Genomic DNA, 25931 nt, shown 5'->3' with positions numbered 1-25931 from the left:
GAGACAATCGCACACCGCAAGGGGGCGAAGATGAAACCGCTGCTGGATGTTCTTGTTATTCTGGATGCGCTGGAAAAAGAGGGGAGCTTTGCCGCCGCCTCGGCGAAGCTCTATAAAACCCCTTCGGCTCTGAGCTACACCGTGCAAAAGCTCGAGAGCGATCTTAATATCCAAATCCTTGACCGCACCGGGCATCGCGCGCGTTTCACCCGTACAGGGCAGATGCTGCTGGAAAAAGGGCGTGACGTGCTGCATACGGTTCGCGAGCTGGAAAAACAGGCCGTCAAACTTCACCAGGGTTGGGAAAATGAACTGGTGATTGGGGTTGATGATACATTCCCTTTCTCCCTGCTTACCCCGCTTATTGAGGCGTTCTATCAGCGCCACAGCGTCACCCGGCTGGTTTTTATCAATGGCGTGCTGGGCGGTTCCTGGGAGGCCCTGACGCAGGGCAGGGCGGATATCATCGTTGGGGCGCTGCATGAGCCTCCCCAGTTGAGCGAATTTGGTTTTGCGCGGCTCGGCGTTCTGGAGCAGGTTTTTGCCGTTGCGCCTCATCACCCGCTGGCGAATGAACCGGAGCCTGTTACCCGACGCGTCATTAAAAACTATCGCGCCATTGTGGTTGGAGACAGCTCTCGCCCCGAATGCGGCATTTCATCGCAGCTGCTGGATGAGCAGGAGGCCATCACCGTTTTTGATTTTAAAACCAAGCTGGAGCTGCAAATAAGCGGCCTGGGGTGCGGTTACCTTCCCCGTTATTTAGCGCAGCGGTTTATTGACAGCGGAGCGCTGGTGGAAAAACAAGTTTTAGCGCAGAGCAGTAACGAACCGGTATGGGTGGGCTGGAATGAACAGACCGCCGGGCTTGCCAGCGCCTGGTGGCGAGACGAAATTTTAGCAAATAGTGCTATCGCCACAGTTTACGCTCAGGCAGATGATGGGAAATCAATCAGTTAGTAAAATTAATTTATGGGCGGGTTTCTCAATGTATTGCCTTTTGTATCTGGAATAGGGCAAAATGCCGCCGCTGCAAACAAATGAATAATCGACGATATAAAAGGCGTCGGTTATTTTTTTTTGCATGTACGAAACGAAACTAAAAACCAAGAGGCCGGGCTTCGTACCGGATAGATATTTACTAAAATCCGACAGTTGTTGTCGCTGAGGAAGAAAGAAATGGGGCAATTTTTCGCTTACGTGGCGGTTATCACCGTAAAGGAGAATAACTATGTCGCATAACGCAACTCCAAACACCTCTCGCGTGGAATTACGTAAAACGCTTACGTTGATTCCGGTTGTTATGATGGGCCTTGCCTACATGCAACCGATGACGCTGTTCGATACATTCGGTATCGTATCAGGCCTTACTGACGGTCACGTTGCAACGGCGTACGCCTTTGCGCTGGTCGCCATCCTCTTTACAGCGCTGAGCTACGGTAAACTGGTTCGCCGTTTCCCGTCCGCAGGCTCTGCGTACACCTATGCTCAGAAATCCATTAGCCCGGCGGTTGGCTTTATGGTGGGCTGGTCATCACTGCTGGACTACCTGTTCATGCCGATGATCAACATTCTGCTGGCAAAAATTTACTTCGAAGCGCTGGTGCCTTCCGTGCCGTCGTGGATCTTCGTTGTGGCGCTGGTGGCCTTTATGACCATCTCTAACCTGCGCAGCATCAAGACCGTGGCTAACTTCAACACCCTGATTGTGATCCTTCAGATGGGGATTGTTGCGGTTATCGTTGGGCTGATCATCTACGGCGTTTCCCACGGGGAAGGCGCAGGTACGCTGACCAGCACCCGTCCGTTCTGGTCTGAAGGCGCGCACGTAGTCCCGATGATCACCGGTGCGACTATCCTGTGCTTCTCGTTCCTGGGCTTCGACGGTATCTCTTCTCTGTCTGAAGAGACCAAAGACGCTGAGCGCGTGATCCCGAAAGCGATTTTCCTGACCGCGCTGATTGGCGGCCTGATCTTCATCGGTGCGTCTTACTTCTTACAGCTGTACTTCCCGGATATCTCTCGCTTTAAAGATCCGGATGCATCACAGCCTGAAATTATGCTGTACGTGGCGGGTAAAACCTTCCAGTGGGGCGTGCTGATCTTCTCCAGCGTCACCGTACTGGCTTCCGGTATGGCTGCGCACGCGGGCGTTTCTCGTCTGATGTACGTGATGGGCCGTGACGGTGTGTTCCCAACCCGCTTCTTCGGTTACGTGCATCCTAAATGGCGTACCCCGGCGTGGAACGTGCTGCTGGTGGGCGCTATTGCCCTGCTGGCGATTAAATTCGACCTGGTAACGGCCACGGCGCTGATTAACTTTGGTGCGCTGGTGGCGTTCACCTTCGTTAACCTCTCCGTGATTTCGCAGTTCTGGATCCGTGAGAAGCGCAACAAGACGCTGAAGGACCACATCAACTATCTGGTGCTGCCAGTGTGTGGTGCCCTGACGGTGGGCGCCCTGTGGATCAACCTGGAAGAGAGCTCAATGGTTCTGGGTCTGATCTGGGGTGCAATCGGTCTGATTTACCTGGCTTGCGTGACCAGAAGCTTCCGCAACCCGGTTCCTCAGTACGAAGACGTCGCGTAAGACTGTGTCGGGTGACGGCTATGCTCAACCCGACCTACAGTTTCGTAGGCCGGGTAAGCGTTAGCGCCACCCGGCAAAAAAAAGCCGGAGACATCGCCTCCGGCTTTTTTGTACCCGCTACTCAGACAATTTCTTGTGCATACTGGAACAGCGCTTTCAGCAGCGCCTGCTTCTCAGCATTCCCTTCATACTGACCGTAAAGCATCTCCAGCTCCTGGGCGTAGCTATTAAGAAACTCCGGCGTAAACACGTTGCGCCGATGCTGTAACCAGCGTTCCTGCTCTGCTTCATCCAGCGTGCCGGGATAGTTACGCGCGCGATAATTAAACATCAGCTTCTCAATGCGCTTATCTGCGAAGGTGATATCCAGCGCGGGCAGGTTACGCGGGTCGGTTTGCAGCACGATATTCATCGCCGCGCGATCGGCGTCGCTGAAGAAGCCGTTATAAAGCTGCGCATCCACATTCTCAGACGGCACGAACGGCTCTGCTTCGGCAAAAATGGCGACGACTTTCTCGCGCACATGCGGGTTGTCGCGCAGTACTTTCAGGTTATCGAGGCAGTGCTGACGGTTAATCCCCAGCCGGTCGGCGTCTTCCGGGCGCAGCGTGTTGGCCTGCGCCAGCACCGGGCACTTATTGATGTGCACCAGTTTTACCGGTACGGCTGGCAGGTCACCCAGCGCCTCTTTCGGCGTATAGAGCCGTTCACGTAAGGTGTCGCTGTCGAGCTCAAGCAGCGGGGAGATATCTCCGGCGAGATCCACCATGATGACGGCGTTACGGTTGTCCGGATGCCAGGCAAGCGGCGCCACCCAGCTTGTATTCCCGCGCCACGCACCGAACATCCCTGAAATATGCACCAGCGGTTTCATCTGCGGCACGTCAATTAGCGTCATCAGCTTTTGCTTGCCGCGATAGCTCAACAGATACTCAAACAGGCGCGGCTGCGCGGTTTTTACAAGTTTCGCCATTGCGATGGTCGCGTAAACGTCTGCCATCGCGTCGTGGGCGTTGCTGTGCTCAATGCCGTTGGCCCGCGTCAGGTGCTCGAGCCTGAAGCTCGGCAAGCCGTCATCGTTCTCCGGCCAGTTAATCCCCTCCGGGCGCAGCGCATAGCAGGCGCGCATGATATCCAGCAAATCCCAGCGTGAATTACGGTTCTGCCAGCTCCAGGCATACGGATCGTAGAAGTTGCGGTAGAAGATATTGCGCGTCACTTCATCGTCAAAACGGATGTTGTTGTAACCCACCACGCAGGTATTGGGCACCGTGAACAGGTCGTGGATGCGACGGGCAAATTCTGCTTCGCTAACGCCTTTATCCCGCGCTTCCTGAGGCGTGATGCCCGTCACCATTACCGCGCCCGGCTGCGGCAGATAGTCATCGGCGGGCTTACAGTAAAACACCTCGGGTTCGCCGATGACGTTAAATTCGTCATCGGTACGGATAGCCGCAAACTGCGCCGGTCGGTCCAGCGCCGGATGGGTGCCAAAGGTTTCGTAATCGTGGAACAAAAAAGTCGGGCGCGCGGCAGAGTCAGACACCAGTAATCTCATCCTGTTAAAAATTGACGTCTCTATGGTAAACGATTGGGGTGAGCAGTCCGAATAAAAAGCACCGTCAGGCAAGAAATTTGCGAGATTTGTTCCGAAAAAATCTGCGCATTGTCACATTTTTTTGCAATTAAGGCAGGTAACGACATCAGAACTCCCGTAAAAAGGTCATCGATTTTTACTGACCTGAGGATATACCGTTGAAACGCCGTCTATTTATTGCTGTTTCTTTACTCGCTTCGAGTATTTCATCCGCGCTGGCTGCCGAGCCGCTGGATTTTTCACCTCAGCCGCCTGCCATCCAGGCTGGCTCCTGGGTATTGATGGATTACACCACGGGTCAAATCTTAACGGCGGGCAACGAACATCAGCAGCGTAATCCGGCGAGCCTGACCAAACTGATGACGGGGTACGTTGTCGATCGTGCCATTGATAGCCACCGCATCAGCCCCGATGACATTGTGACGGTCGGACGTGACGCCTGGGCAAAAGGCAATCCGGTCTTTGACGGTTCGTCGCTGATGTTTCTGAAGGAGGGCGATCGGGTTTCCGTGCGCGATCTCAGCCGCGGCCTGATTGTTGATTCCGGCAATGACGCCTGCGTGGCGCTGGCGGATCACGTGGCGGGCGGTCAGCCGCAGTTCGTCAGGATGATGAATGACTACGTTGAAAAGCTGAACCTGCGCGATACCCACTTCGAAACCGTACACGGGCTGGATGCACCGGGCCAGCACAGCTCCGCTTACGATCTCGCCGTGCTTTCCCGGGCCATCATTCACGGCGAGCCTGAGTTCTATCACATGTACAGCGAAAAGAGCCTGACCTGGAACGGCATCACCCAGCAGAACCGCAACGGCCTGCTGTGGGATAAGACCATGAACGTGGATGGCCTGAAAACGGGTCACACCTCGGGCGCGGGCTTTAACCTGATTGCCTCCGCGGTGGACGGTCAGCGTCGACTGATTGCGGTGGTGATGGGGGCAGACAGCCCGAAAGGACGTGAAGATCAGGCGCGCAAGCTGCTGCACTGGGGACAGCAAAATTTTGATACGGTGCAGATCCTGCATAACGGTAAAAAGGTGGGAACCGAGCGCATCTGGTACGGCGATAAAGAGCAGATCGCGCTGGGCACGGATCAGGACTTCTGGCTGGCATTACCCAAATCGGAAGTGCCAAACATCAAGGCGAAATACGTGATGGATAAAAAAGAGCTGGAAGCGCCGATCGCCGCGCATCAGCGGGTAGGGGAGATCCAGCTGTACGATCGTGACAAGGTGGTAGCGCACTGGCCATTGGTTACGCTGGAAAGCGTTGAAAAGGGCGGCCTTTTCTCCCGCCTCGGCGATTATCTGCATCATAAACTCTGACCTTTTTGGGCAGACTGGCAGTGTTGCGAGTCTGCTCACATAATAAACACTCCTGGTTTGCCGATAATCTCGATTCTGCTTTACAGTGTATATATATACAGTAATAAACGGAGGCAGCATGGACTACAGCATCAGGCAGCAACAGAAACGTACGATCGCTGGCTTTCATCTCGTGGGGCCGTGGGAAAAGACGGTCAAGCAGGGATTTGAACAGCTGGTCATGTGGGTAGACGGGCGTCATATTCAGCCGCAGGAGTGGGTGGCCGTTTATTATGACAATCCGGATGACGTGCCGGCAGAAAAGCTCCGCTGCGTTACCGCCGTAACGGTAACGGACGATTTCACTATCCCTGAGAACAGCGAAGGGGTGATGATGACCGAAATTGCTGCCGGAGAGTATGCGATTGCCGCCGCGCGCGTCGAAAATCATGATTTCGCCACTCCATGGTATCAGTTCTTCAACTCCCTGCTGGAAGACAACAAATTCCAGATCGCGGCAAAACCCTGCTTCGAACGTTATCTTAACGATGGCAATGCTGACGGCTACTGGGATATTGAGATGTTTGTACCGGTAGAGCACAAAGTGGGATAATCCTGCGGAATGCAGGGTTTTTCAGCCGGGCGCGATCCACCCGGCTGAAAACACAGTACAATTGTGGTTTGCCGTAGAGCTGGAGACGGGTGTGCGCCCCGACAAGTCATTAACCCCTTTTGAAATTCGGTTATACAAACATTATCGCGTGGTGCACGGTTGCCGCATTGCGCTGGCGTTTGTGTTGACCTTCGTACTGGTTCGTCTGCTGGATATCCCGGAAGGGACGTGGCCGCTGATCACGCTGGTGGTGGTGATGGGGCCGATCTCATTCTGGGGGAACGTGGTCCCGCGCGCTTTCGAACGCATAGGCGGCACCGTTTTAGGCTCAGCGCTTGGGCTTATCGCCCTGAAGCTGGAGCTGATTTCGTTTCCGGTCATGTTGCTGTGGTGCGCGGTGGCGATGTTTCTTTGTGGATGGCTGGCCCTCGGCAAGAAACCGTATCAGGCGCTGCTGATTGGCATTACGCTCGCGGTTGTGGTCGGCGCACCGGCGGGCGATATGACCACCGCATTGTGGCGAAGCGGGGATGTAATCCTCGGCTCGTTGCTCGCCATGCTGTTTACCGGCATCTGGCCGCAGCGCGCCTTCCTGCACTGGCGCATTCAGATGGCAAACTACGTCACGGCATTTAACCGGGTCTACCAGGCCGGGTTTTCGCCGAATCTGATTGAGCGCCCGCGGCTGGAAAAGCACCTGCAAAAAATCCTCAATGATGTGGTCAAAATGCGCGGGTTGATTACCCCGGCAAGCAAAGAAACCCATATCCAGAAAGCCATTTTTGAAGCTATTCAGACGGTCAGCCGTAATCTGGTCTGTATGCTTGAACTGCAAATCAATGCCCACTGGGCCTCACGCCCCAGCCATCTTCTGATGCTCAACGCGCATACGCTGAAAGAGACGCAGCAGATGACGCAACAAACCCTGCTGACCATCGCCCATGCGCTATATGAAGGCAACCCACAGCCGATACGGGCGAACAGCGAGCGGCTGAACGAAATCGTCGCCGAGCTTAAACAGCTGATGAATGAGCGCCAGGGAGACAATGTGGCGGAAACGCCCATCCATGGTTATGTCTGGCTGAGTATGGAGCTGGCGCGACAGCTGGAGTTGTTATCGCAGCTGATTTGCCGGGCACTGCGCAAATAAAAAGCGTATGTGATGCCTGCTGCTTCGATTCAGCAACAATTAGGGTTATGATGGTTTTAAACGATATACTCATTGTCATTCGCAGCCGCTGTCTGTTAAAACGGTTGCTTTAACGAATCCGAATCTCACATTATCAGGGGTGTAAAAATGGAAACTACCAAGCCTTCGTTCCAGGATGTTCTGGAGTTCGTCCGCCTGTTCCGCCGCAAAAACAAGCTACAGCGCGAAATCCAGGACGTAGAGAAGAAGATCCGTGACAACCAGAAACGTGTCCTGCTGCTGGACAACCTGAGCGACTACATCAAGCCTGGCATGAGCGTTGAAGCTATTCAGGGCATCATCGCCAGCATGAAGAGCGATTATGAAGATCGCGTTGATGACTACATCATCAAAAACGCTGAGCTGTCCAAAGAGCGTCGCGACATCTCCAAGAAGCTGAAAGTGATGGGCGAAATCAAAAACGTCGACGCTAAAGGCGAGTAATCGCACACTCTGTTGCCCGGTGGCGCTGCGCTTACCGGGCCTACAGGACTGTTATCACGTAGGTCGGGTAAGGTGAAGCCGCCACCCGACAATTTCACGAACGCAGAAAAGCAAAAAGCCTGCTCTAAAAGCAGGCTTTTTAAATTTGGCTCCTCTGACTGGACTCGAACCAGTGACATACGGATTAACAGTCCGCCGTTCTACCGACTGAACTACAGAGGAATCGTTGTGGAGGCTTATCTTAGCGGCGAAAAAACTTTTGTCAAACCTGATCTCAGGCAAAAGCGTTTGTTTGATGATTCTGTCGTCATTTTGTTGTAAATCCAAACATAATTTTATGGAAAATACTTTGCAGGATACGCATTTCTGCCCCATCATTTGAAATGGAGTTTCAACTTTCTCTCTAAGGTCCATTTTGAACGTCACCGCACCCCTACGCCAGGCGATTATGCGCACGCCCTGGTATGCAAAACGTAAGAGCTATCGAGTTCTGTTCTGGCGTGAAATCACCCCCCTTGCCGTGCCTATTTTCCTGGAGAATACCTGCGTCCTGCTAATGGGGGTGCTGAGCACTTTTCTGGTGAGCTGGCTCGGTAAAGAAGCCATGGCCGGGGTAGGGCTGGCGGACAGTTTCAACATGGTTGTGATGTCCTTCTTTGCCGCTATCGATCTCGGTACGACGGTGGTGGTGGCGTTTAGCCTGGGCAAGCTTGATCCGAAGCGTGCCCGCGAAGCGGCCAGACAGTCGCTAATGATCATGACCCTCTTTTCGATCATCCTTGCGGCGGTTATCCATTATTACGGCAAAGAAATTATCGACATTGTCGCGGGAGAAGCGACCAGCGAGGTGAAGGATCTGGCTCTCACCTACCTGGAAATGACGGTGCTGAGTTATCCGGCGGCTGCCATCGCGCTGATTGGTAGCGGTGCGCTTCGTGGAGCAGGAAATACCAAAATTCCGCTGCTGATCAACGGCGGCATGAACATCCTGAATATCATTATCAGCAGCGTTTTGATTTACGGCGTCTTTTCCTGGGAGGGGCTGGGCTTTGTCGGCGCGGGTTTGGGGCTAACCATTTCCCGCTATATTGGTGCGGCGGCGATAATTGGCGTACTGATGGCGGGAATTACGCCATCGCTGCGCCTGACGCTGAAAAGCTATTTCCGTCCGCTTAACTTCGCCATTATCTGGGAAGTGATGGGGATCGGGATTCCGGCCAGCATCGAATCCGTGTTGTTTAACGGTGGGAAACTGCTGACGCAGATGTTTGTTGCCGGGATGGGAACGGACGTCATCGCCGGCAACTTTATTGCCTTCTCCATCGCCTCGCTCATTAACCTGCCCGGAAACGCGCTGGGGTCGGCGTCGACGATCATCACCGGCAGACGTCTCGGAAAGGGGCAGATAGGGCAGGCGGAACGGCAGCTTCGGCACGTCTTCTGGCTTTCAACTATTGGACTGACGGCGATTGCGTGGGGAACTGCGCCTTTTGCCGGGCTGATGGCCTCGTTCTATACGCATGAAAATGACGTGAAGGAGGTCGTGAAGGTGCTCATTTGGCTCAACGCGGCGTTTATGCCAATTTGGGCCGCGTCCTGGGTACTTCCTGCCGGGCTGAAAGGGGCGCGCGATGCCCGGTTTGCGATGTGGGTCTCCATGCTCGGCATGTGGGGCTGTCGCGTTGTGGCGGGCTACACGCTGGGGGTAATGTTGGGTATGGGCGTTGTCGGCGTCTGGCTGGGGATGTTCCTTGACTGGGCCGTGCGCGGGGCGCTGTTCTACTGGCGCATGGTGAGCGGGCGCTGGCTGTGGAAATATCCGCGAAAAAAACCGGAGCAGGAGGTTTCGGAAACGGCAAGTGCCTGACAAATGTGCGAAGTGGAGAATAAATCGGCAAACGATTGAAAATCTGCATTCACCCTTTGACATCCTCAGGGCGCATCGATAATATGCGCCCCGTTCACACGATTCCTCTGTAGTTCAGTCGGTAGAACGGCGGACTGTTAATCCGTATGTCACTGGTTCGAGTCCAGTCAGAGGAGCCAAATTTAAAAAGCCTGCTTTAAAGCAGGCTTTTTGCTTTTCTGCGTTCGTGAAATTGTCGGGTGGCGCTCCGCTTACCCGACCTACGGAATCCCAGGCCGGGTGAGTGGGTCCTTGTTATCAGCGGAACGGTGGCTCATTAAAGGTGCGCAGCTTGCGGGAATGCAGTTTGTCGCCCTCTGCACGCAGTAAATCGATGGCGCGAATACCAATCTGAAGATGCTCTGAGATCGCCCCTTCGTAAAAACGGTTCGCCTGGCCCGGCAGTTTGATCTCGCCGTGCAGCGGTTTATCGGACACGCACAGCAGCGTGCCGTAAGGGACGCGGAAGCGATAGCCCTGCGCGGCAATGGTGGCGCTTTCCATATCGATTGCGACCGCACGGCTGAGATTGAAACGCAGGGCGGAGGCGGAATAGCGCAGCTCCCAGTTACGATCGTCGGTGGTGACGACCGTACCGGTACGCAGGCGCTGCTTCACCTCTTCACCCGGCATGCCGCTCACCTCTTTGGTGGCGTCGTACAGGGCGCGCTGCACTTCAGCGATACTCGGGATAGGAATATCCGGCGGCAGAACCGCGTCAAGGACATGGTCGTCACGCAGATAAGCGTGGGCGAGGACGTAATCGCCAATCAGCTGACTTTCACGCAGGCCGCCGCAGTGGCCGATCATCAGCCAGACGTCCGGGCGCAGTACCGCCAGATGGTCGCAGATGGTTTTCGCATTCGACGGGCCAACGCCGATGTTAATCAGCGTAATGCCCTGACCGTCGGCGGTGATCAGGTGCCAGGCTGGCATCTGATGCTTTTTCCACGCCAGGTCGGAGATGGCCTCTTCCGGTGCTTCGGTTTCGGCGGTGATCCAGATCCCGCCCGCGCAGGAGAGGGCGATGTAAGGGCTATCCGGATCGAGGATCTGGCTACAGCCCCAGCGGACAAATTCGTCCACATAGCGGGTGTAATTGGTAAACAACACGAACGGCTGGAAATGTTCGGCTGGGGTGCCGGTGTAGTGGCGCAGGCGTGCCAGCGAGAAATCGACACGGCGGGCATCAAAGTGCGACAGCGGTGAAAACTCTGCCGGGTGATAGATCCCGTCCGCCGTCTCATCGCCAATCTGCGACAGCTCAGTGGTCGGGAAGTGGCGGGTCAGCCCCGCGCTCATGGAGCGATCCAGCGTCAGCGCTGAACCGTCTATCACGTACGGGTAAGGGATCTCGTGCAGGGACGGTTCAACGCTGATATGCGCGCCGTAATCCTGATACAGCAGGGTAAGCTGCTCTTCCAGGTAGGGGCGGAACAGCGCAGGTCGCGTGATGGTCGTGCTGTAACAGCCGGAGTGGGTGAAACGCGCATAGGCGCGGGTTTTCGGATTGCTGCTGGCGCTGCCGTCCCAGGTGACAGAGAGCGATGGATAAACAAAAAGGCCCTGGGTTCTGGCCTTTTCATCGGGAAGCTTCCCTGTTTCGATATAGTCACTGATGGCGCTGCGCAGTGCATTGACGGACTGTTCATACAGCGCGTCGAGTTTTTCCAGCGCCTGAGCCGGGGTCAGGCTGGAGCCCTTATTATTCATGTCTGTCTCCTTGTTCCACAGGTGTGCGGCTTTACCCGATAGTATGTCACACGCCTGTGAAACAAAAGTGAGGAGATCAGCTGTGCGCGGTTTCCTTCATCAACAGGGCGGTGGCGGCAGAAAGCAGGCAACCCGCCAGCAGATAAATCGCCACGCTATGCCAGTTACCGCCTGAGAACGTCACCAGCGCGGCGGCGATAAACGGCGTAAACCCGCCGCCGACCACGCTCGCCACCTGATACCCCACGCCCGCGCCGCTGTAGCGGTAGCTTGCGCCAAACAGCTCGGTGAACATTGGCTGCTGCACGCAGACCACCATATCGTGAGCGATGTTCGCAAGCATGATCGCGAAAAAGACAATCCAGAAGACCGACTGTGCCTCCAGCGCCATAAAGAACGGCCAGGCACTGAGTGTGCCGATGAGCGCCCCGGTGATATACACCCGTCGACGGCCAAAGCGATCCGCCAGCCAGGCGAAGCAGGGGATGGTCAGGCAGCTGATCCCGCCCACCACCAGGCCAATATTCAGGAACAATTCCCGCGGCAGGCCGAGGTTTTGCGTGGAGTAGTTCAGGGCAAAGGCGGTGACGATATACATCGTTAGCAGTTCGCACAGGCGCAGGGCAATGATTTTCAGAAAAGCGCCAGGGTGCTGCACCAGCGCTTCCATCACCGGCAGCCGTTTTTTCGCGACTGGTTTTTCGCGCTGCTGCCGCTCAAACTCAGCCGACTCTTCCATGCCGTTACGGATCCACAGGGCCACCACGACCAGCACAATGCTGAAGATAAACGGAATACGCCAGCCCCAGCTCAGGAACTGCTCGTCTGTCGTGAGCTGACTTATTAGCGACACCAGGCCCGTGGAGAGCAGCAGACCCACGCCATAACCCACCTGCACGCCGCTGCTGTAAAACGCTTTCTTGTTCTTCGGCGCGCTTTCCACGGACAGCAATGCCGCGCCGCCCCATTCACCACCGACGGCAAAGCCCTGAATGGCGCGCAGCGTCACCAGCAACACCGGAGCCCACCAGCTAATCGAGGCAAAGGAGGGCAAAATACCGATCAGCGCGGTGGCAATGCCCATCATCCAGACGGTGAGCATCAGCATACGTTTCCGGCCAAGGCGGTCACCGAAGTGGCCGAAAATTATCCCGCCCAGAGGACGAAACAGAAAACCGACGCCGAAGGTGGCAAACGCAGCAAGCGTGCCCATGGCGGGGCTGATCTGGGGAAAGAATTCACGGTTAAAGACCAGCGCAGCGGTAATACCGTAGAGCAGAAAGTCATACCAGTCGACGACGGCGCCTGCGAAGCTACCTAAAGCGGCGCGGCGGGCGCGGTTAAGCGAAGGTGTCTCCTCGTTGCGGCGAGCGGAGATAAGGGTGGAGTCCATAGTTGTCCTGTCTGTACTGATTTTTAATTATTGGTATAAGAAAAGGTCACTCACATCACGGCCGTCATATTGACGGAATGTATGAGACTACCGCGACAGGCGGCCTGAGAAAACGTTTTTATCTTTCCTGAAAGCGCAGAATAAATAAATTTCATCTTATCGGGCGACAACATAAATCAGCCTGTTTGGCTCCGGTTAGGGCTGAATGGTTTACAGTAATAACGATCGCTGCGTGACGTAAGCTGAGGGTATAACGATGCAACGCCTCTTTCCTGCACTATGGGTAGTCCTGTTTTTAGTCGTATCTCCGCTGCATGCGGAGCCGAAAGTCTATGGCGAACAGCGTATTCACCGCTGGTGGGATGCAGTAACGGACGATATTGCGCAAACCTGGGAACAGCCGGATCGTTACGATCTCTACCTTCCGTTTCTGAGCTGGCATGCTCGATTCATGTATGACAAAGAGAAAACCGACAATTACAACGAAATGCCGTGGGGCGGGGGGCTGGGCGTGTCCCGCTACAACGACGAGGGCAACTGGAGCGCGCTCTTTGCCATGATGTTCAAAGATTCACATAACGAATGGCAGCCTGCGATGGGCTACGGCTGGGAGAAAGGCTGGTATCTGGATAACGCAAAAGATTTCCGTCTGGGGCTGGGGGCCGCTGCGGGGATCACGGCACGCGACGACTTTGCCAACTATGTCCCGCTGCCGTTTATCTTCCCGCTTTTCTCTGCCGGATATAAGCGCGTCACCGTCCAGTTCACCTATATTCCCGGGACCTACAACAACGGCAACGTGCTGTTTGCCTGGCTGCGCCTGGGCTTTTAGAGGGTGATCACTTTTTTGGCCACTGCGTTGGACAGGATCAGCAGCGAAAACAGGACCGACGTAACAAACGTAAGCACAATCAGAGCAAGTTTGGTGCTCAGGGACGTCACCGGAATGAGCGCGGTCAGCAGGTGAAACACCGAGTAGTGCATAATATAGACCCCGGTCATGGTTTTGCTAATGGCGGCCAGCACGGACTCTTTAAACTCCGCATTGCGGCGAAAACGCACGCCGTTGGCCGCAATCACCAGGGCAATAATCAGAATGTAGATTTGCGATCCGGTGAGAATAAAGGCGTTTCTGTCTGCTTTAAATAGCGCAAAAAAGAAGTGCCGTTCGTAAAACCACGTGAAGAGATAAATAAACGGTATGGCGATGACCGCTGCCCTGACCACATTTTTGCGGCCGATCCACGCCGCGATCTGCGGATCGCAAAAGAGCTGCCCCGTCAGATAAAACAGCAGCCACGTCCACAGGCGATACTGCGGCGACAATGAAAGGACATGGGCATCAGGATAGAGGGCTGACAGTAAATCGTACCCGTATGAGAAAAGCAGCAGGGCGGCAATCACCCCGCAAAAGAGCGTTCGTCGCTGGCTGAGCCACTCCACCACCGGGTGAAACGTGTAAATCACGATAAACGCGAACACGAACCAGGGCTGGATCAGATATCCGCGCTGATAGGGCTCCCACAGGTAGTAAATCGTTACCCAGAACAGAAAGACGATCACCAGACTTTTGATCTTATCCAGCTGCCAGCGCGTGCCGTGTCGGGATTGCCCGTCCAGATACCCTGCAACCACAAAAAATAACGGCGTGGCGATGGTCGAAATGAAGGTTAAAAAACCGAGGATCCAGTGATAGTCATAATCGTAATGATCCCAGGTGTTGTAGATGGTGAAAAAGGTAACCGCCGTCATACACCCCAGCGTCTTGATGATATTCAGCCCTGTCGCATTCATTGTTGTTCAGCTTTGTCCTTACGATGGAAACACGCGTAAATTACGGGGAGTACCAGCAGCGTAAGGATTGTAGCAAACCCAAGCCCAAACATAATCACAACGGCCATGCTCTGGAAGAACACATCCAGCAGCAGAGGGGCGAGGCCGAGTACGGTCGTAAAGGCGGTGAGGAGGATGGGACGCAGGCGCGACGTGGCGGCGTAAACGATCGCACTGTGCTGATCCTGCTGCACTTTCTGCTGTTCTATCTCTTCCACCAGCACAATGCCGTTGCGGATCAGCATCCCGCTCAGGCTCAGCAGGCCAATCAACGCCATAAAGCCAAAAGGGATGCCGGTAATTAAAAACCCCGGCGTCACGCCGATCAGCGCCAGCGGCACGGTCAGCCAGATGGCGACGGCGTTTTTCACCGAACTGAACATCAGCACCGTGATCACAAACATCACCAGATAGCCGAGCGGCAGCGTGGTAAATAGCCCCTGCTGCGCTTCGCTGGAGTTCTCAGCGTCCCCGCCCCACTCAATGGTGTAGCCGTGGGGCAGGGGAAGGGCATCTATTTGCGGCTTCACGCGGGCGAGAATATTGCCGGAGGTTTGCTGGCTTAGCGGGTCAGGGTCGGTCTGCACGGTCAGCACGCGGGAGCGGTCACGGCGCAGGATCAGCGGATCTTCCCACTCCAGCGCGAAGCCGCTGATGACGTTGCTCAGCGGAATATACTGCTGCCGGGTCTGGCTCCAGACCAGAACGTTATTCAGGTGATTGGCGTCCAGCCGCTCGCTTTCCGGCGGGCGCACCACCACGGGCAACAGGTCGCTGCCTTCTCTGTACAGTCCTGCCCGACTGCCGGAGAAATTCATCTCCAGTGCGTTATCGACGTCCTGCTTATCCACGCCAAGCTCACGTCCCAGCGCGGTGACGTACTGCGGGCGGATCACTTTGCTGCGGTTTTGCCAGTCGTTCCTGACGCTGTCCGTCGCCGGATCGCGCGTAAGGATGTTGTCTACCTGGCTGGCGATCAGACGCAGCCTGTCCGGATCGGGGCCTTTAATACGTATTTCAATGGCGCTGTCGCCGGAGGGGCCAAACATCACCCGCTTCGTGCTGGCGTTAACCTGCGGATAGTTCCGTGCGATGTACTCATCAACGTGGCGGGTCAGGGCGGGGATGTTACGCTGGTCGTCCATTCTCACCATAATTTGCGCATAGTTGCTGTACTGCCGCTGTCCGCTGTAGGTCAAAATAAATCGCATACTTCCCTGACCAATCGTCGAGACCGTAGTTTCCACGCCTGGCTGGCCGTTAATGGTTTTCTCGATATCACCGGTCATCTTCTCGGTCCAGTTAATGTCGGTACCGTAAGGGAGCCAGAGGTCGACAAAGAAAATTGGCGTACTGGAGGAGGGGAAGAAGTTCTGCCGCACCGAGCCAAAGCCCCAGATGGCGGCGGCCAGCAGTGCGGCCATCACTACCAGCGTTGGCGCTTTACGCCGTAACAGCGCGTTGAGCACACCCTGATAGATCCGATAGATGCGTTTGTCATAGGGATCCGTTTCGTCGGCCTTTGGCGGTGCAGCATCTCGTTTAAACAGCCACCACTTAATCAGCACTGGCGTAATGGTGAGGGCTGAGAACCAGCTCAGCATGAGCGAAATCAGCAGGACCTGAAACAGCGACTTACAGTATTCGCCGGTGGAATCCTGTGACAGCCCGACGGGCGCAAAGGCCAGGATGGCGATGACCGTTGCACCCAGCAGCGGCAGCGCAGAACGGCGAATAATGTCGCTAATGGCGTTCATCAGGGACGAGCCCTGCTGCCGGGCTACCAGTACCCCTTCGACAATAACAATGGCATTGTCGACCAGCATGCTGAGGGCGATGATCAGCGCACCCAGTGAAATGCGCTGTAGTTCAATACCCCAGAGATACATGATCAGCAGCGTGCCCAGCACGTTGAGGGCGAGGGAAAAGGCGATAATGATCCCGCTGCGTAAGCCCATAAAGATCAACAACACGCCGATGACAATTGCCAGCGCCATCAGGAAGTTAATGATAAATCCGTTAACGGAATGCCCGACCTCCGCCGCCTGATCGTAAAACAGGTCGATATGGATACCTGCCGGTTTCTCGGCTGACATCTGCTCTAGCTTCGCCTCCAGGGCATGTCCCACGTCGATCACGTTAACGCCGGGGATAAAGGAGACGCCCATGGTGACGGCTTTTCTGCCGTTGGCATGGTAGATGCTGGCAGGGGACGCATCCAGCCCGCGTGACAGGGTGGCAATATCCCGTAAGCGGGTAGCCGCCCCAACGCCGGGCGGGGTCACGATGAGATCGGCCAGCTCGTCAATACTTTCGAATTCACCGGTAGGATGCAGACGAATTGACTCGGTACCGGAGGGGATCTCTCCCGCGCTGGAGACCACGTTCAGCCTGCTGAGCTGGGCAGAAAGCTGGTTCAGCGTTATCCCGCGCGCGGCCATTTTGCTCAGAGAAATGTCCACGTTAATCTGCTGAGTGAGGGCTCCGCCGATGGCCACTTTGCCCACGCCTGGCACGAGGACCAACTCCCGGCGCAGCTGCTCGGCATACCGGACCAGTTCCGGATTGCTGAATTCATCTCCGGAAATGGCAAAGAAAAAGCCGAACACATCGCCAAAATCGTCATTCACAAACGGGGTCACTACGCCGGGTGGAAACTGTCTGGCGGCATCTCCCACCCGGCGACGCAGTTCATCCCAGATTTGCGGCAGTGCATTTGAGTGGTAGCGCGAGGCTATATTAACCGTGATCTGCGACAGGCCGCTGGAGGAGATGGAGCTGACGTTATCCAGATAAGGTAACTGCTGAAGCGCATTTTCCAGCGGCAGGGTGACCTCTTCCTCAACCTGCTGCGCCGACGCGCCCGGATAATGGGTGATCACCACCGCCGTTTTGATGGTAAACGCCGGATCTTCCAGTCTGCCAATGTTCAACAGGGCAATAATGCCGCCTACGCCCAGCAGCAAAATCGTCAGCCAGACGCGAACCGGGTTGCTGATAAACTGACGAGAGATATCCATTACAGTCCCCGTTCACGCGTCCAGATACGTACCGGCTGGTTGGGATGTAGCTCCCCAACGCCTGCGGCCACCACGCGTTCACCGGCCTTAAGCCCACCGACGATGACGACCCCCTCAGCGCTGACTTGCCCCACGCTGACCTTACGATCTTCAAGGTGCAACGTATCGCCTTCGCCCGTCACCACCCAGACATGTGGCTCATTGCGCGGGCGGTTATCCGGGTTAAAGACCGCTTCAACCGGCACTACCAGCGCCTCACTGCCCACACCAGCCGGAAGGTTGGTTAAATTGATGGTGACCGTTCCGCTGACGCCGCCCACGACGGGAAAATCATCCGGGCGGGGCATGGTTAAAATCACCTGCCAGGTCAATGTGTTGCTGTCGCTACTGCCTGAGTGCTCTTTGTACACAGCGGTAAACTCGCGACCGGGCAGGGCGTTGATCCTCACTACCGGTTTGTACTGCGCATTGCGAATATCGAAGGTGTTAAACAGGTTCTCTGGAAGGCTGAACACCACGTCCAGCAGATCGGTACGGGTCAAAGTGACGACGGGCTGGCCGGCGGAGACGACCTGATGATTTCGCACATGGACGCTGGCCGCTGTCCCGCTAAAGGGGGCGACGAGCGTCATCTGGCTTAATTCTTCGCGCGCAATCTGTAGCGCGGCGTTTGCTGAATCGCGGTTGGCGCGCTGGACATCCATCTCGGCTTTCGACACGGCCTGGCGTCCCGCCAGGGTCTGGAAGCGGTCGAATTGCCGCTGAGCCAGGGTCGCCGCCGTTTGCCTGTCGTTCAGGCGCTGCCGGGCTTCACGGGCGTTGAGGCTGGCGAGCCGTTGCCCCTGTTTGACAACGGCACCCTGGCGAATGTCCAGGGTCTCAATCTGCCCGGCTCGTTTGAACGCGAGATCCGTGGCGTCGCCGGATTCAATACGGGCGGGAAACACGCGCAGCTGCGCGTTGCCGGCCTTGACCACCTCTGCGACTTTTACCATTTTCGGCAGGGGCGCGGCGCGGTCGGGTTTCGGATCGCACGCCGTCAGCAGCAATAAAACAGCAGGCAGAAGAGAGAGGTAGCGCTTCACAGTATTCCCCTGATAATAATTGTTTTATTTATTTCGTCATCAATGCTGGGGTGGCGCTATTCTGCCAGGGCCGAGACGACCACATAGGTAAATAGACCGATTGCTGTGCTGGCGATAATGGCGAGCGCAATAAACAAACCAAGGCGAATCAGGCTTAAACCGTACATGCATTCCTCCATGAGGTTGAAGGTGGCGCGGGATAAAGAGAATAAACGTGTTGCATGCCTGACTATGAGCATAGTCGGTGAATAAATAAATGTTAAATAACCATTATTAGTGGCGTGACATACTCAGGCGAAACAAGCGTTACGATGGTGTATCTCCTTTGAATAACATCCTGATATTCCTGTGCTACGTTTAATAGCATCCATTCCTTTTTTCCGTAAAAGGCATTCACGCCTGTACCCATGGGTTTGATGCGATCTCTCCTGATTCACTCACTGTTGTGTTGGTTATAAAAAAGGATGCTTGATATGTATAAAACGATTCTGGTGCCGGTGGATGTATACGAAACAGCATTGTCTGATAAAGCGCTACAGCATGCCCAATTCCTGGCGCAAAGCGCATCGGGTAATGTCCATCTGCTGTACGTTATGCCAAAGTTCTCGGCGGAACTGACCCGCGGTTTTATTGCAGACGCGAGAAAGATGGATGAATATATGATTAATAATGCTAAAGAAAAACTGGCTGCGCTGGTAAAAAAAATCAACCTGCCGGAAGCAAATGTCCATCCACATGTTCGCAGCGGGAATATACGTGATGAGGTAATCAAACTGGCGGATGAGCTTAACGTCGGTGCGATTATTGTGGGATCGCGTAATCCAAATATTCAAACTCATTTATTAGGATCAGAGGCGGCGAGTATCGTTCGTTACGCGCATGTTCCTGTTTTCGTTATTCGTTAATGTCATGAAAGCAAGGTGATTTCTGAAAAGAACCCGAGGAAGGAACGATGATAACAGAAAAGCCTCACCGTCCGTATTATCAACAAACCGTTGATGAAACCCTGACAAATATCCAATCCAGCCTCGACGGACTTAGCAGTACAGAAGCCACCGCCAGGCTGGAAAAATACGGTGAAAATGCCTTACCGCAAAAACCGGGTAAACCTGGCTGGCTGCGCTTTCTGGCCCATTTCAACGATGTCCTTATTTACGTCCTTCTGGCGGCGGCGCTGCTAAAGCTGATAATGGGACACTGGGTGGATATGTTTGTCATTCTTGGGGTAGCCATCATTAACGCCCTGATTGGCCATATTCAGGAGAGCAATGCGGAGAAATCGCTGCAAAGTATTCGCAATATGCTCTCCAGCGAGGCTGTGGTCATCCGGCAGGGCAACCATGAAACTATCCCGACGACAGCACTGGTGCCCGGAGATATCGTCGTGATACGCGCCGGGGATCGCATTCCTGCCGATCTTCGCGTGACAGACGCGCACAATCTGCGGGTGGAAGAAGCTATTCTCACCGGCGAATCCACGGTAGTGGAGAAAAGCAGCGATGCGCTCCACGGGGAGTTGCCGTTAGGCGACCGTTACAACCTGCTTTATTCTGGCACCACCGTCAGCTCCGGCGCGGGAAAAGGGCTGGTGGTGGCGACCGGTGGGGAGACCGAACTCGGCCATATCAACCAGATGATGTCAGACATTGAAAAACACCGTACCCCGTTGATGGTGCAAATGGACAAGCTCGGCAAGACCATTTTTATCACCATTCTGGTAATGATGCTGGCGCTGTTCGTTTTCAGTCTTATCTTCCGTGATATGCCCGTATCAGAGCTGGTGCTGTCGTTGATTAGCCTTGCGGTAGCGGCGGTGCCGGAAGGATTACCGGCCATTATCTCGATCATCCTCTCGCTGGGCGTGCAGGCGATGGCGCGTCGCAAGGCGATTATTCGCAAGCTGCCTACCGTGGAAACGCTGGGGGCGATGACGGTTATCTGCTCGGATAAAACCGGCACCCTGACCATGAATGAGATGACGGTAAAAGCGGTGATTACCGCGGACGCCACCTACCGCGTGGAGGGAGACAGCTACGAGCCGGTAGGCGCGATTCACCCTGTTGACGATCCGACACCGGTCACCGTGACCCCGGGATCTGTGCTGGAGCGCTATCTGCGCACCGTCGATCTCTGTAATGACAGCCAGCTGATCAAAGATGAGCAGGGGCTGTGGAAAATCACCGGCGGGCCAACCGAAGGCGCGCTGAAGGTGCTGGCGGCCAAAATCCCGCTTCCGGCAATTGACGCCGAGTTGCGCAGTAAAATCCCATTTGATTCGCAATATAAATACATGTCCACCCTCTATCGCCTGGGCGACGAAGAGGTGATGTTAATCACCGGTGCGCCGGACGTCCTTTTCCGTCTTTGCCAGCACCAGCAGACCCAAAACGGGCTGGAGCCGTTCAACCTGCACTATTGGGAAGAGAAGATTGAAGAGTATGCGCGCGAGGGATTGCGCATGGTGGCTGCGGCCTGGAAACCGGCTGCCAGCGGGCAGCGTGAGCTGACGCATGCGGATCTGCAAGAAGGGGTCATACTGCTCGGCATTGCGGGCATGATGGATCCCCCGCGCCCGGAAGCCATTTCGGCCATTGCCGACTGCTTGCAGGCGGGCATTCGCGTGAAAATGATTACCGGGGATCATCCACAAACGGCGATGAGCATTGGACAGATGCTGGGTATTGGCAACGCGGCGAGCGCCATTACCGGGCGCGAGCTGGAGGCGATGGACGACCATCAGCTGAGCGAGGCGGCGCAAAAATACGATATCTTTGCCCGAACCAGCCCGGAAGATAAATTCCGCCTGGTGCAGGCGCTGCAAAGTAAGCAGGAAGTGGTCGGGATGACCGGGGACGGGGTGAACGATGCGCCGGCGCTGAAGCGGGCGGATGTCGGCATCGCGATGGGGATCAAAGGTACTGAAGTCACCAAAGAAGCCGCCGATATGGTGTTAACGGATGATAACTTTGCCACCATTGCCCGTGCGGTCCATGAAGGGCGTCGGGTCTACGACAACCTGAAAAAGACCATTTTGTTCGTTATCCCGAGCAACATCGCCCAGGCCCTGCTGATCATTATTGCCCTGCTGGCGGGAAACCTGATCCCATTAACACCGGTACTGATCCTGTGGATGAACATGGCAACCTCGGCAACGCTGTCGTTTGGCCTGGCGTTTGAAGCGGGTGAGAAGGACATCATGAACCGGCCGCCGCGTAAGTCTAACCTGCATGTGATGGACGGGTATGCCATCTGGCGAGTGGTGTTTGTCGGCCTGATGATTGCCATCAGCGCCTTTGTGCTGGAGGCCTGGCTGCAACCTCGCGGCTACTCGCCGGAGTTCATCCGCACCGTGTTGCTGCAAACGCTGGTCACCGCCCAGTGGTTTTACATGCTCAACTGCCGCGTCACCGACGGCTTCTCCCTGGGTAAAGGTCTGCTGGCTAACAAGGGAATATGGATCGTGAGCGGCGTACTTCTCGCCCTTCAGCTTCTGATCATCTATGCGCCGTTCATGCAAATGCTGTTCGGTACCGAAGCGCTACCGTTCCGCTACTGGATCATTACCTTCCTGATTGGGTTTGCGATGTTCATGATTGTTGAAGCAGAAAAAGTCCTTACCCGGAGATGGCGCACGACGAAAAGATGACTGAATGAGTAGGCTAAGCCTGCCCACTGGCAGGCTTTCTCTTTGACTGAGTACAGAACACTATGATTCGATTTGCCTCATTCGTTTTTACGCTTGGTATTCTGGTTCCCGCTGCATCTGCTGTAACCTACCCCCTCCCTCCCGAGGGCAGCCGTCTGGTGGGGGCGCCGATCACCATAACCGTGCCTGAGGGCAATACTCTGCCGCTCGAAGCGTTTGCAACGCAGCACGGACAGGGGTTGAGCAATATGCTGGAAGCCAACCCGGGGGTGGATCCGTTTTTACCGCGAGCCGGAACACAGCTGGTGGTACCCCAGCAGCTTATTCTGCCGCCAACGGTGCGCGAGGGGATTGTGGTGAACGTCGCGGAAATGCGACTTTACTATTATCCACCCGGCAGCAACACGGTTGAGGTGCTGCCTATTGGCATCGGTCAGGCCGGGCGCGAAACGCCGCGTAACTGGGTAACCGCCGTTGAGCGCAAACAGGAAGGCCCAACCTGGTCACCCACGCCAAATACGCGACGCGCTTACGCGAAAGAGGGGAAAACGTTGCCCGCGTTCGTTCCCGCCGGGCCGGATAACCCGATGGGGCTGTATGCCCTCTATATCGGCAGGCTGTACGCGATCCACGGTACCAACTCAAATTTCGGCATTGGTCTGCGCGTCAGCCAGGGCTGCATTCGCCTGCGTAATAACGATATCAAATACCTGTTCGATAACGTTTCGGTGGGGACGAGGGTACAGCTTATCGATCAGCCCTTAAAGGTGACCACCGAGCCGGACGGTAGCCGTTGGGTAGAGGTTCACGAGCCGCTGTCACGCAATCGCGCGGAATTTGAATCGACAAATAAGGTGCCGCTGCCCATTTCAGCCGCACAAAGGACGCAGCTAATAAGTGAAGGGGCGGGCGCTGAGCTGGAACGGCGGTCGGGGATGCCGGTGAAGCTTGCTATGCCCGGTGGCGCTGCGCTTACCGGGTCTACAGGACCGTAGGTCGGGTAAGGCGAAGCCGCCACCCGACAATTTTACCGAACGCAGAATGTAGGTCGGGTAAGCGCAGCGCCACCCGACAAACTGACCGAACGCAGAAAAGCAAAAAGCCTGCTTTAAAAGCAGGCTTTTCAAATTTGGCTCCTCTGACTGGACTCGAACCAGTGACATACGGATTAACAGTCCGCCGTTCTACCGACTGAACTACAGAGGAATCGTGTGAACGGGGCGCATATTATCGACCTGCGTACGCCTTGTCAAAGGATGGATTGCCGACTTTGAACTGTTTGCTGACAAAACCAGCAAAGTGACGTTTTTGCCAACGGAATGCACCATTATTGTGCAGATATACCCCGAATGGGGCAGATCGGAAACCGTTGTCCCCGTCTCAAAACAGGCACCAGTGATTGGCTTTCCTTATTTTCAGCCGCTTAGCAGCGACATACACCCGCTGCAAAAAACTGGCATCCATATTGCAAAACCTGTTTAACAACACAGCCGTTACCGGCACGCTATTTTCGAACAGGGGGCAACATGAACTTAAGACGACTGAAATACTTCGTAAAAATCGTCGATATCGGCAGCCTGACCCAGGCGGCTGAAGTGCTGCATATCGCGCAGCCTGCGCTGAGCCAGCAGGTCGCGACTCTGGAAGGCGAAATGGACCAGCAACTGTTGATCCGCACCAAGCGCGGCGTAACGCCTACCGAAGCGGGAAAAATTTTATATACCCATGCCCGCACGATCCTGCGTCAGTGTGAACAGGCGCAGCTGGCCGTGCACAATGTGGGTCAGACCCTGAGCGGCCATGTCTCCATTGGCCTGGCGCCGGGAACGGCCGCATCGTCTGTCACCATGCCGCTGCTACAGGCAGTGCGCGCGGAGCTACCGGAAGTGCTGGTTTATCTGCATGAGAACAGTGGTTCCGTGCTCAATGACAAACTGCTCAACGGTCAGCTGGATATGGCGGTGCTGTACGATCGCTCCCCGGTTGCCGGGATCACCAGCCAGCCGCTGCTGAAGGAAGATCTTTACCTGGTCGGTACCCGTGATTGCCCCGGCCAGAGCATTGATTTAACCGCTGTGGCAGAGATGAACCTGTTCCTGCCGCGCGACTACAGTGCCGTGCGCGTGCGCGTTGACGAAGCGTTCTCGCTGCGCCGTCTGACGGCCAAAATTATCGGCGAAATTGATTCCATCTCCACGCTGACTGCCGCCATTGCCAGCGGCATGGGTGTAACGGTTCTGCCCGAGTCTGCCGCACGTTCACTGTGCAGCGCCGCGAACGGCTGGATGGCCCGCATCACCACGCCATCCATGAGCTTACCGCTGTCGTTGAATATGTCCGCGCGCGGCTCCCTGTCACCGCAGGCGCAGGCGGTGAAAGAGATCCTGATGTCTCTGGTCAGTAAGCCGTCGCTGGAAAATCGCGAGCTGCAACTCGTCAGCTGATATTCCAAATAAGCATAAGATGCTGGTTTTTATTATTTGTTCTCCAGCCCGCCTGACTCTAACAATAGCCTTATGTCAGATGCGCCGGAGTGAATTGTGAATTTCCAGCAACTTAAAATTATTCGTGAGGCGGCCAGGCGGGATTACAACCTGACCGAAGTCGCCAATATGCTTTACACCTCTCAGTCGGGCGTCAGCCGACATATCCGCGAGCTGGAGGAGGAGTTAGGCATTGAGATTTTTATCCGTCGCGGCAAGCGCCTGCTGGGTATGACCGAGCCAGGCAAGGCATTGCTGACCATCGCTGAGCGCATTCTCAACGAGGCCAGCAACGTTCGTCGGCTGGCGGATCTCTTTACCAACGACGCTTCCGGTGTGCTGACTATCGCCACCACCCATACACAGGCGCGTTACAGCCTTCCGACTGTAATCAAAGCATTTCGTGAGATCTTCCCGGACGTACGTCTCGAACTGATCCAGGGCACGCCGCAGGAAATTGAAGTGCTGCTGCATAACGGTGGGGCCGATATCGGTATCGCCAGTGAACGGCTGAGCAATGACCCGCTGCTGGTGGCGTTCCCGTGGTTCCGCTGGCACCACAGCCTGCTATTACCCGCCGAACACCCGCTGAACCAGGTTTCACCGTTGACGCTGGAAGAGATCGTCAAATGGCCGCTTATCACCTACCGGCAGGGCATTACCGGGCGTTCGCGCATAGATGAAGCGTTCAAGCGTAAAGGGCTCACGCCGGACGTGGTGCTGAGCGCGCAGGATTCCGACGTGATCAAAACCTACGTCGAGTTAGGGCTGGGGATTGGCCTGGTGGCCGAGCAGTCTGGCGGAGAATATGAGGCTGGTAATCTGGTGCGTCTGGATACACGTCATCTGTTCGATGCGAACACCGTCTGGCTCGGGCTGAAGCGCGGGCAGCTTCAGCGTAACTATGTGTGGCGTTTTATCGAGCTGTGCAATGCGGGGCTCTCCGTAGATGAGATCAAACGCCAGGTGATGGAGCCGGAAGAGGTGGCGATTGATTATCAGATTTAGTTTTTGCCCGGCGGCGCATTGTCTGCCGGGAACGGTAAGAGTGGCTCTAAGTCTTCCTGGGTGATGCGTGTACCGAGTTAAATAAAATAATGCCATCCATAAATGAA

Annotated in this window: 20 protein-coding genes and 3 tRNA genes; 15 read left to right on the top strand and 8 right to left on the bottom strand. The window is 55.4% G+C overall.

Going from position 1 to position 25931, the window contains the following annotated elements; translation table 11 throughout:
* Positions 1–30: 30 nt before the first annotated feature.
* The 3 genes from L379_RS08910 (at position 31) to L379_RS08915 (ending at position 2590) form a co-directional block, all read left to right on the top strand.
* The gene (locus L379_RS08910; RefSeq protein WP_032654183.1) at positions 31–960 is read left to right on the top strand and encodes a LysR substrate-binding domain-containing protein; all 930 of its coding nucleotides are present in this window, start codon (positions 31–33) and stop codon (positions 958–960) included.
* 219 nt (positions 961–1179) lie between these two features.
* Positions 1180–1242, top strand: a complete 63-nt coding sequence (yoeI, locus tag L379_RS25910) for a membrane protein YoeI (protein WP_099458931.1) — start codon at positions 1180–1182, stop codon at positions 1240–1242.
* Complete coding sequence (locus L379_RS08915; RefSeq protein ID WP_006811203.1) at positions 1232–2590, top strand: APC family permease; 1359 nt, start codon at positions 1232–1234, stop codon at positions 2588–2590. Before yoeI ends, L379_RS08915 begins: the two co-directional genes overlap by 11 nt.
* Before the next feature lie 121 nt (positions 2591–2711).
* Here the strand turns inward: L379_RS08915 and sbcB are convergent, their stop codons facing one another.
* The gene (gene sbcB, locus L379_RS08920) at positions 2712–4148 is read right to left on the bottom strand and encodes an exodeoxyribonuclease I (protein WP_369797634.1); all 1437 of its coding nucleotides are present in this window, start codon (positions 4146–4148) and stop codon (positions 2712–2714) included.
* Between the two features lie 191 nt (positions 4149–4339).
* Between sbcB and dacD the strand changes: the two genes are divergently transcribed.
* The 4 genes from dacD to L379_RS08940 all read left to right on the top strand — a co-directional run bounded on the left by dacD (position 4340) and on the right by L379_RS08940 (position 7737).
* Complete coding sequence (gene dacD / locus L379_RS08925) at positions 4340–5512, top strand: serine-type D-Ala-D-Ala carboxypeptidase DacD (protein ID WP_047740833.1); 1173 nt, start codon at positions 4340–4342, stop codon at positions 5510–5512.
* 118 nt (positions 5513–5630) lie between these two features.
* Complete coding sequence (gene sbmC, locus L379_RS08930) at positions 5631–6104, top strand: DNA gyrase inhibitor SbmC (protein ID WP_017383302.1); 474 nt, start codon at positions 5631–5633, stop codon at positions 6102–6104.
* 91 nt (positions 6105–6195) lie between these two features.
* Positions 6196–7254 carry an FUSC family protein gene (locus L379_RS08935; RefSeq protein WP_017693112.1) on the top strand — a complete coding sequence of 353 codons (1059 nt, stop codon included), beginning with the start codon at positions 6196–6198 and terminating at the stop codon, positions 7252–7254.
* A 147-nt stretch (positions 7255–7401) separates the two neighbouring features.
* Positions 7402–7737: a DUF496 family protein gene (locus L379_RS08940; protein WP_000450410.1), complete on the top strand. Its 336-nt coding sequence runs from the start codon at positions 7402–7404 to the stop codon at positions 7735–7737.
* A gap of 146 nt (positions 7738–7883) precedes the next feature.
* On the opposite strand, the gene L379_RS08945 is transcribed toward L379_RS08940, so the two are convergent.
* Positions 7884–7959: transfer RNA gene (locus L379_RS08945), tRNA-Asn, on the bottom strand.
* A gap of 226 nt (positions 7960–8185) precedes the next feature.
* On the opposite strand from L379_RS08945, the gene emmdR reads away from it, so the two are divergent.
* Positions 8186–9604: a multidrug efflux MATE transporter EmmdR gene (gene emmdR / locus L379_RS08950; protein WP_023294986.1), complete on the top strand. Its 1419-nt coding sequence runs from the start codon at positions 8186–8188 to the stop codon at positions 9602–9604.
* A gap of 103 nt (positions 9605–9707) precedes the next feature.
* Positions 9708–9783 (top strand) — tRNA-Asn (locus tag L379_RS08955).
* Between the two features lie 118 nt (positions 9784–9901).
* Here L379_RS08955 and L379_RS08960 read toward each other — a convergent pair.
* Together L379_RS08960 and shiA are read right to left on the bottom strand one after the other, a co-directional pair.
* A complete protein-coding gene (locus L379_RS08960) occupies positions 9902–11356 on the bottom strand; it encodes an AMP nucleosidase (protein WP_015572404.1) in 1455 nt (484 codons plus the stop codon).
* Positions 11357–11432: 76 nt separating this feature from the next.
* On the bottom strand, positions 11433–12749 hold the full coding sequence (shiA, locus tag L379_RS08965) for a shikimate transporter (protein ID WP_032654177.1): 1317 nt from the start codon (positions 12747–12749) through the stop codon (positions 11433–11435).
* A 256-nt stretch (positions 12750–13005) separates the two neighbouring features.
* Between shiA and pagP the strand changes: the two genes are divergently transcribed.
* On the top strand, positions 13006–13581 hold the full coding sequence (gene pagP, locus L379_RS08970) for a lipid IV(A) palmitoyltransferase PagP (RefSeq protein ID WP_003859516.1): 576 nt from the start codon (positions 13006–13008) through the stop codon (positions 13579–13581).
* On the opposite strand, the gene L379_RS08975 is transcribed toward pagP, so the two are convergent.
* From L379_RS08975 to L379_RS08985, 3 genes are read right to left on the bottom strand one after another with little or no spacing between them, the layout of a single operon-like run.
* On the bottom strand, positions 13578–14501 hold the full coding sequence (locus L379_RS08975; protein ID WP_026080612.1) for an acyltransferase: 924 nt from the start codon (positions 14499–14501) through the stop codon (positions 13578–13580). The genes pagP and L379_RS08975 overlap by 4 nt on opposite strands.
* Before the next feature lie 38 nt (positions 14502–14539).
* Positions 14540–17602: an efflux RND transporter permease subunit gene (locus L379_RS08980; protein ID WP_032654174.1), complete on the bottom strand. Its 3063-nt coding sequence runs from the start codon at positions 17600–17602 to the stop codon at positions 14540–14542.
* Positions 17602–18687 carry an efflux RND transporter periplasmic adaptor subunit gene (locus L379_RS08985; RefSeq protein WP_032654172.1) on the bottom strand — a complete coding sequence of 362 codons (1086 nt, stop codon included), beginning with the start codon at positions 18685–18687 and terminating at the stop codon, positions 17602–17604. The genes L379_RS08980 and L379_RS08985 overlap by 1 nt, the downstream gene beginning before the upstream one ends.
* Before the next feature lie 473 nt (positions 18688–19160).
* Here L379_RS08985 and L379_RS08990 point away from each other — a divergent pair, with 473 nt between their 5' ends.
* From L379_RS08990 to ldtA, 3 genes are all read left to right on the top strand, one after another.
* Positions 19161–19592: a universal stress protein gene (locus L379_RS08990; protein ID WP_032654169.1), complete on the top strand. Its 432-nt coding sequence runs from the start codon at positions 19161–19163 to the stop codon at positions 19590–19592.
* A gap of 47 nt (positions 19593–19639) precedes the next feature.
* The gene (locus L379_RS08995; protein WP_032654166.1) at positions 19640–22333 is read left to right on the top strand and encodes a cation-transporting P-type ATPase; all 2694 of its coding nucleotides are present in this window, start codon (positions 19640–19642) and stop codon (positions 22331–22333) included.
* A 62-nt stretch (positions 22334–22395) separates the two neighbouring features.
* Positions 22396–23328, top strand: coding sequence for a L,D-transpeptidase (gene ldtA, locus L379_RS09000; RefSeq protein ID WP_032654163.1), 933 nt, complete (start codon positions 22396–22398; stop codon positions 23326–23328).
* A 135-nt stretch (positions 23329–23463) separates the two neighbouring features.
* On the opposite strand, the gene L379_RS09005 is transcribed toward ldtA, so the two are convergent.
* A tRNA-Asn gene (locus L379_RS09005) sits at positions 23464–23539 on the bottom strand.
* A 320-nt stretch (positions 23540–23859) separates the two neighbouring features.
* On the opposite strand from L379_RS09005, the gene nac reads away from it, so the two are divergent.
* Positions 23860–24777, top strand: coding sequence for a nitrogen assimilation transcriptional regulator NAC (gene nac / locus L379_RS09010; protein ID WP_003859531.1), 918 nt, complete (start codon positions 23860–23862; stop codon positions 24775–24777).
* Between the two features lie 96 nt (positions 24778–24873).
* On the top strand, positions 24874–25824 hold the full coding sequence (gene cbl / locus L379_RS09015) for an HTH-type transcriptional regulator Cbl (RefSeq protein WP_017383311.1): 951 nt from the start codon (positions 24874–24876) through the stop codon (positions 25822–25824).
* Positions 25825–25931 lie beyond the last annotated feature (107 nt).

Origin of the sequence: Enterobacter sp. MGH 33 (assembly GCF_000534535.1) — a bacterium.
Classification (GTDB): Bacteria; Pseudomonadota; Gammaproteobacteria; order Enterobacterales; family Enterobacteriaceae; genus Enterobacter; species Enterobacter hormaechei_C.
Note: the sequence above shows the minus strand (reverse complement) of the source record. Positions and strands in the feature narration are given on the sequence as shown.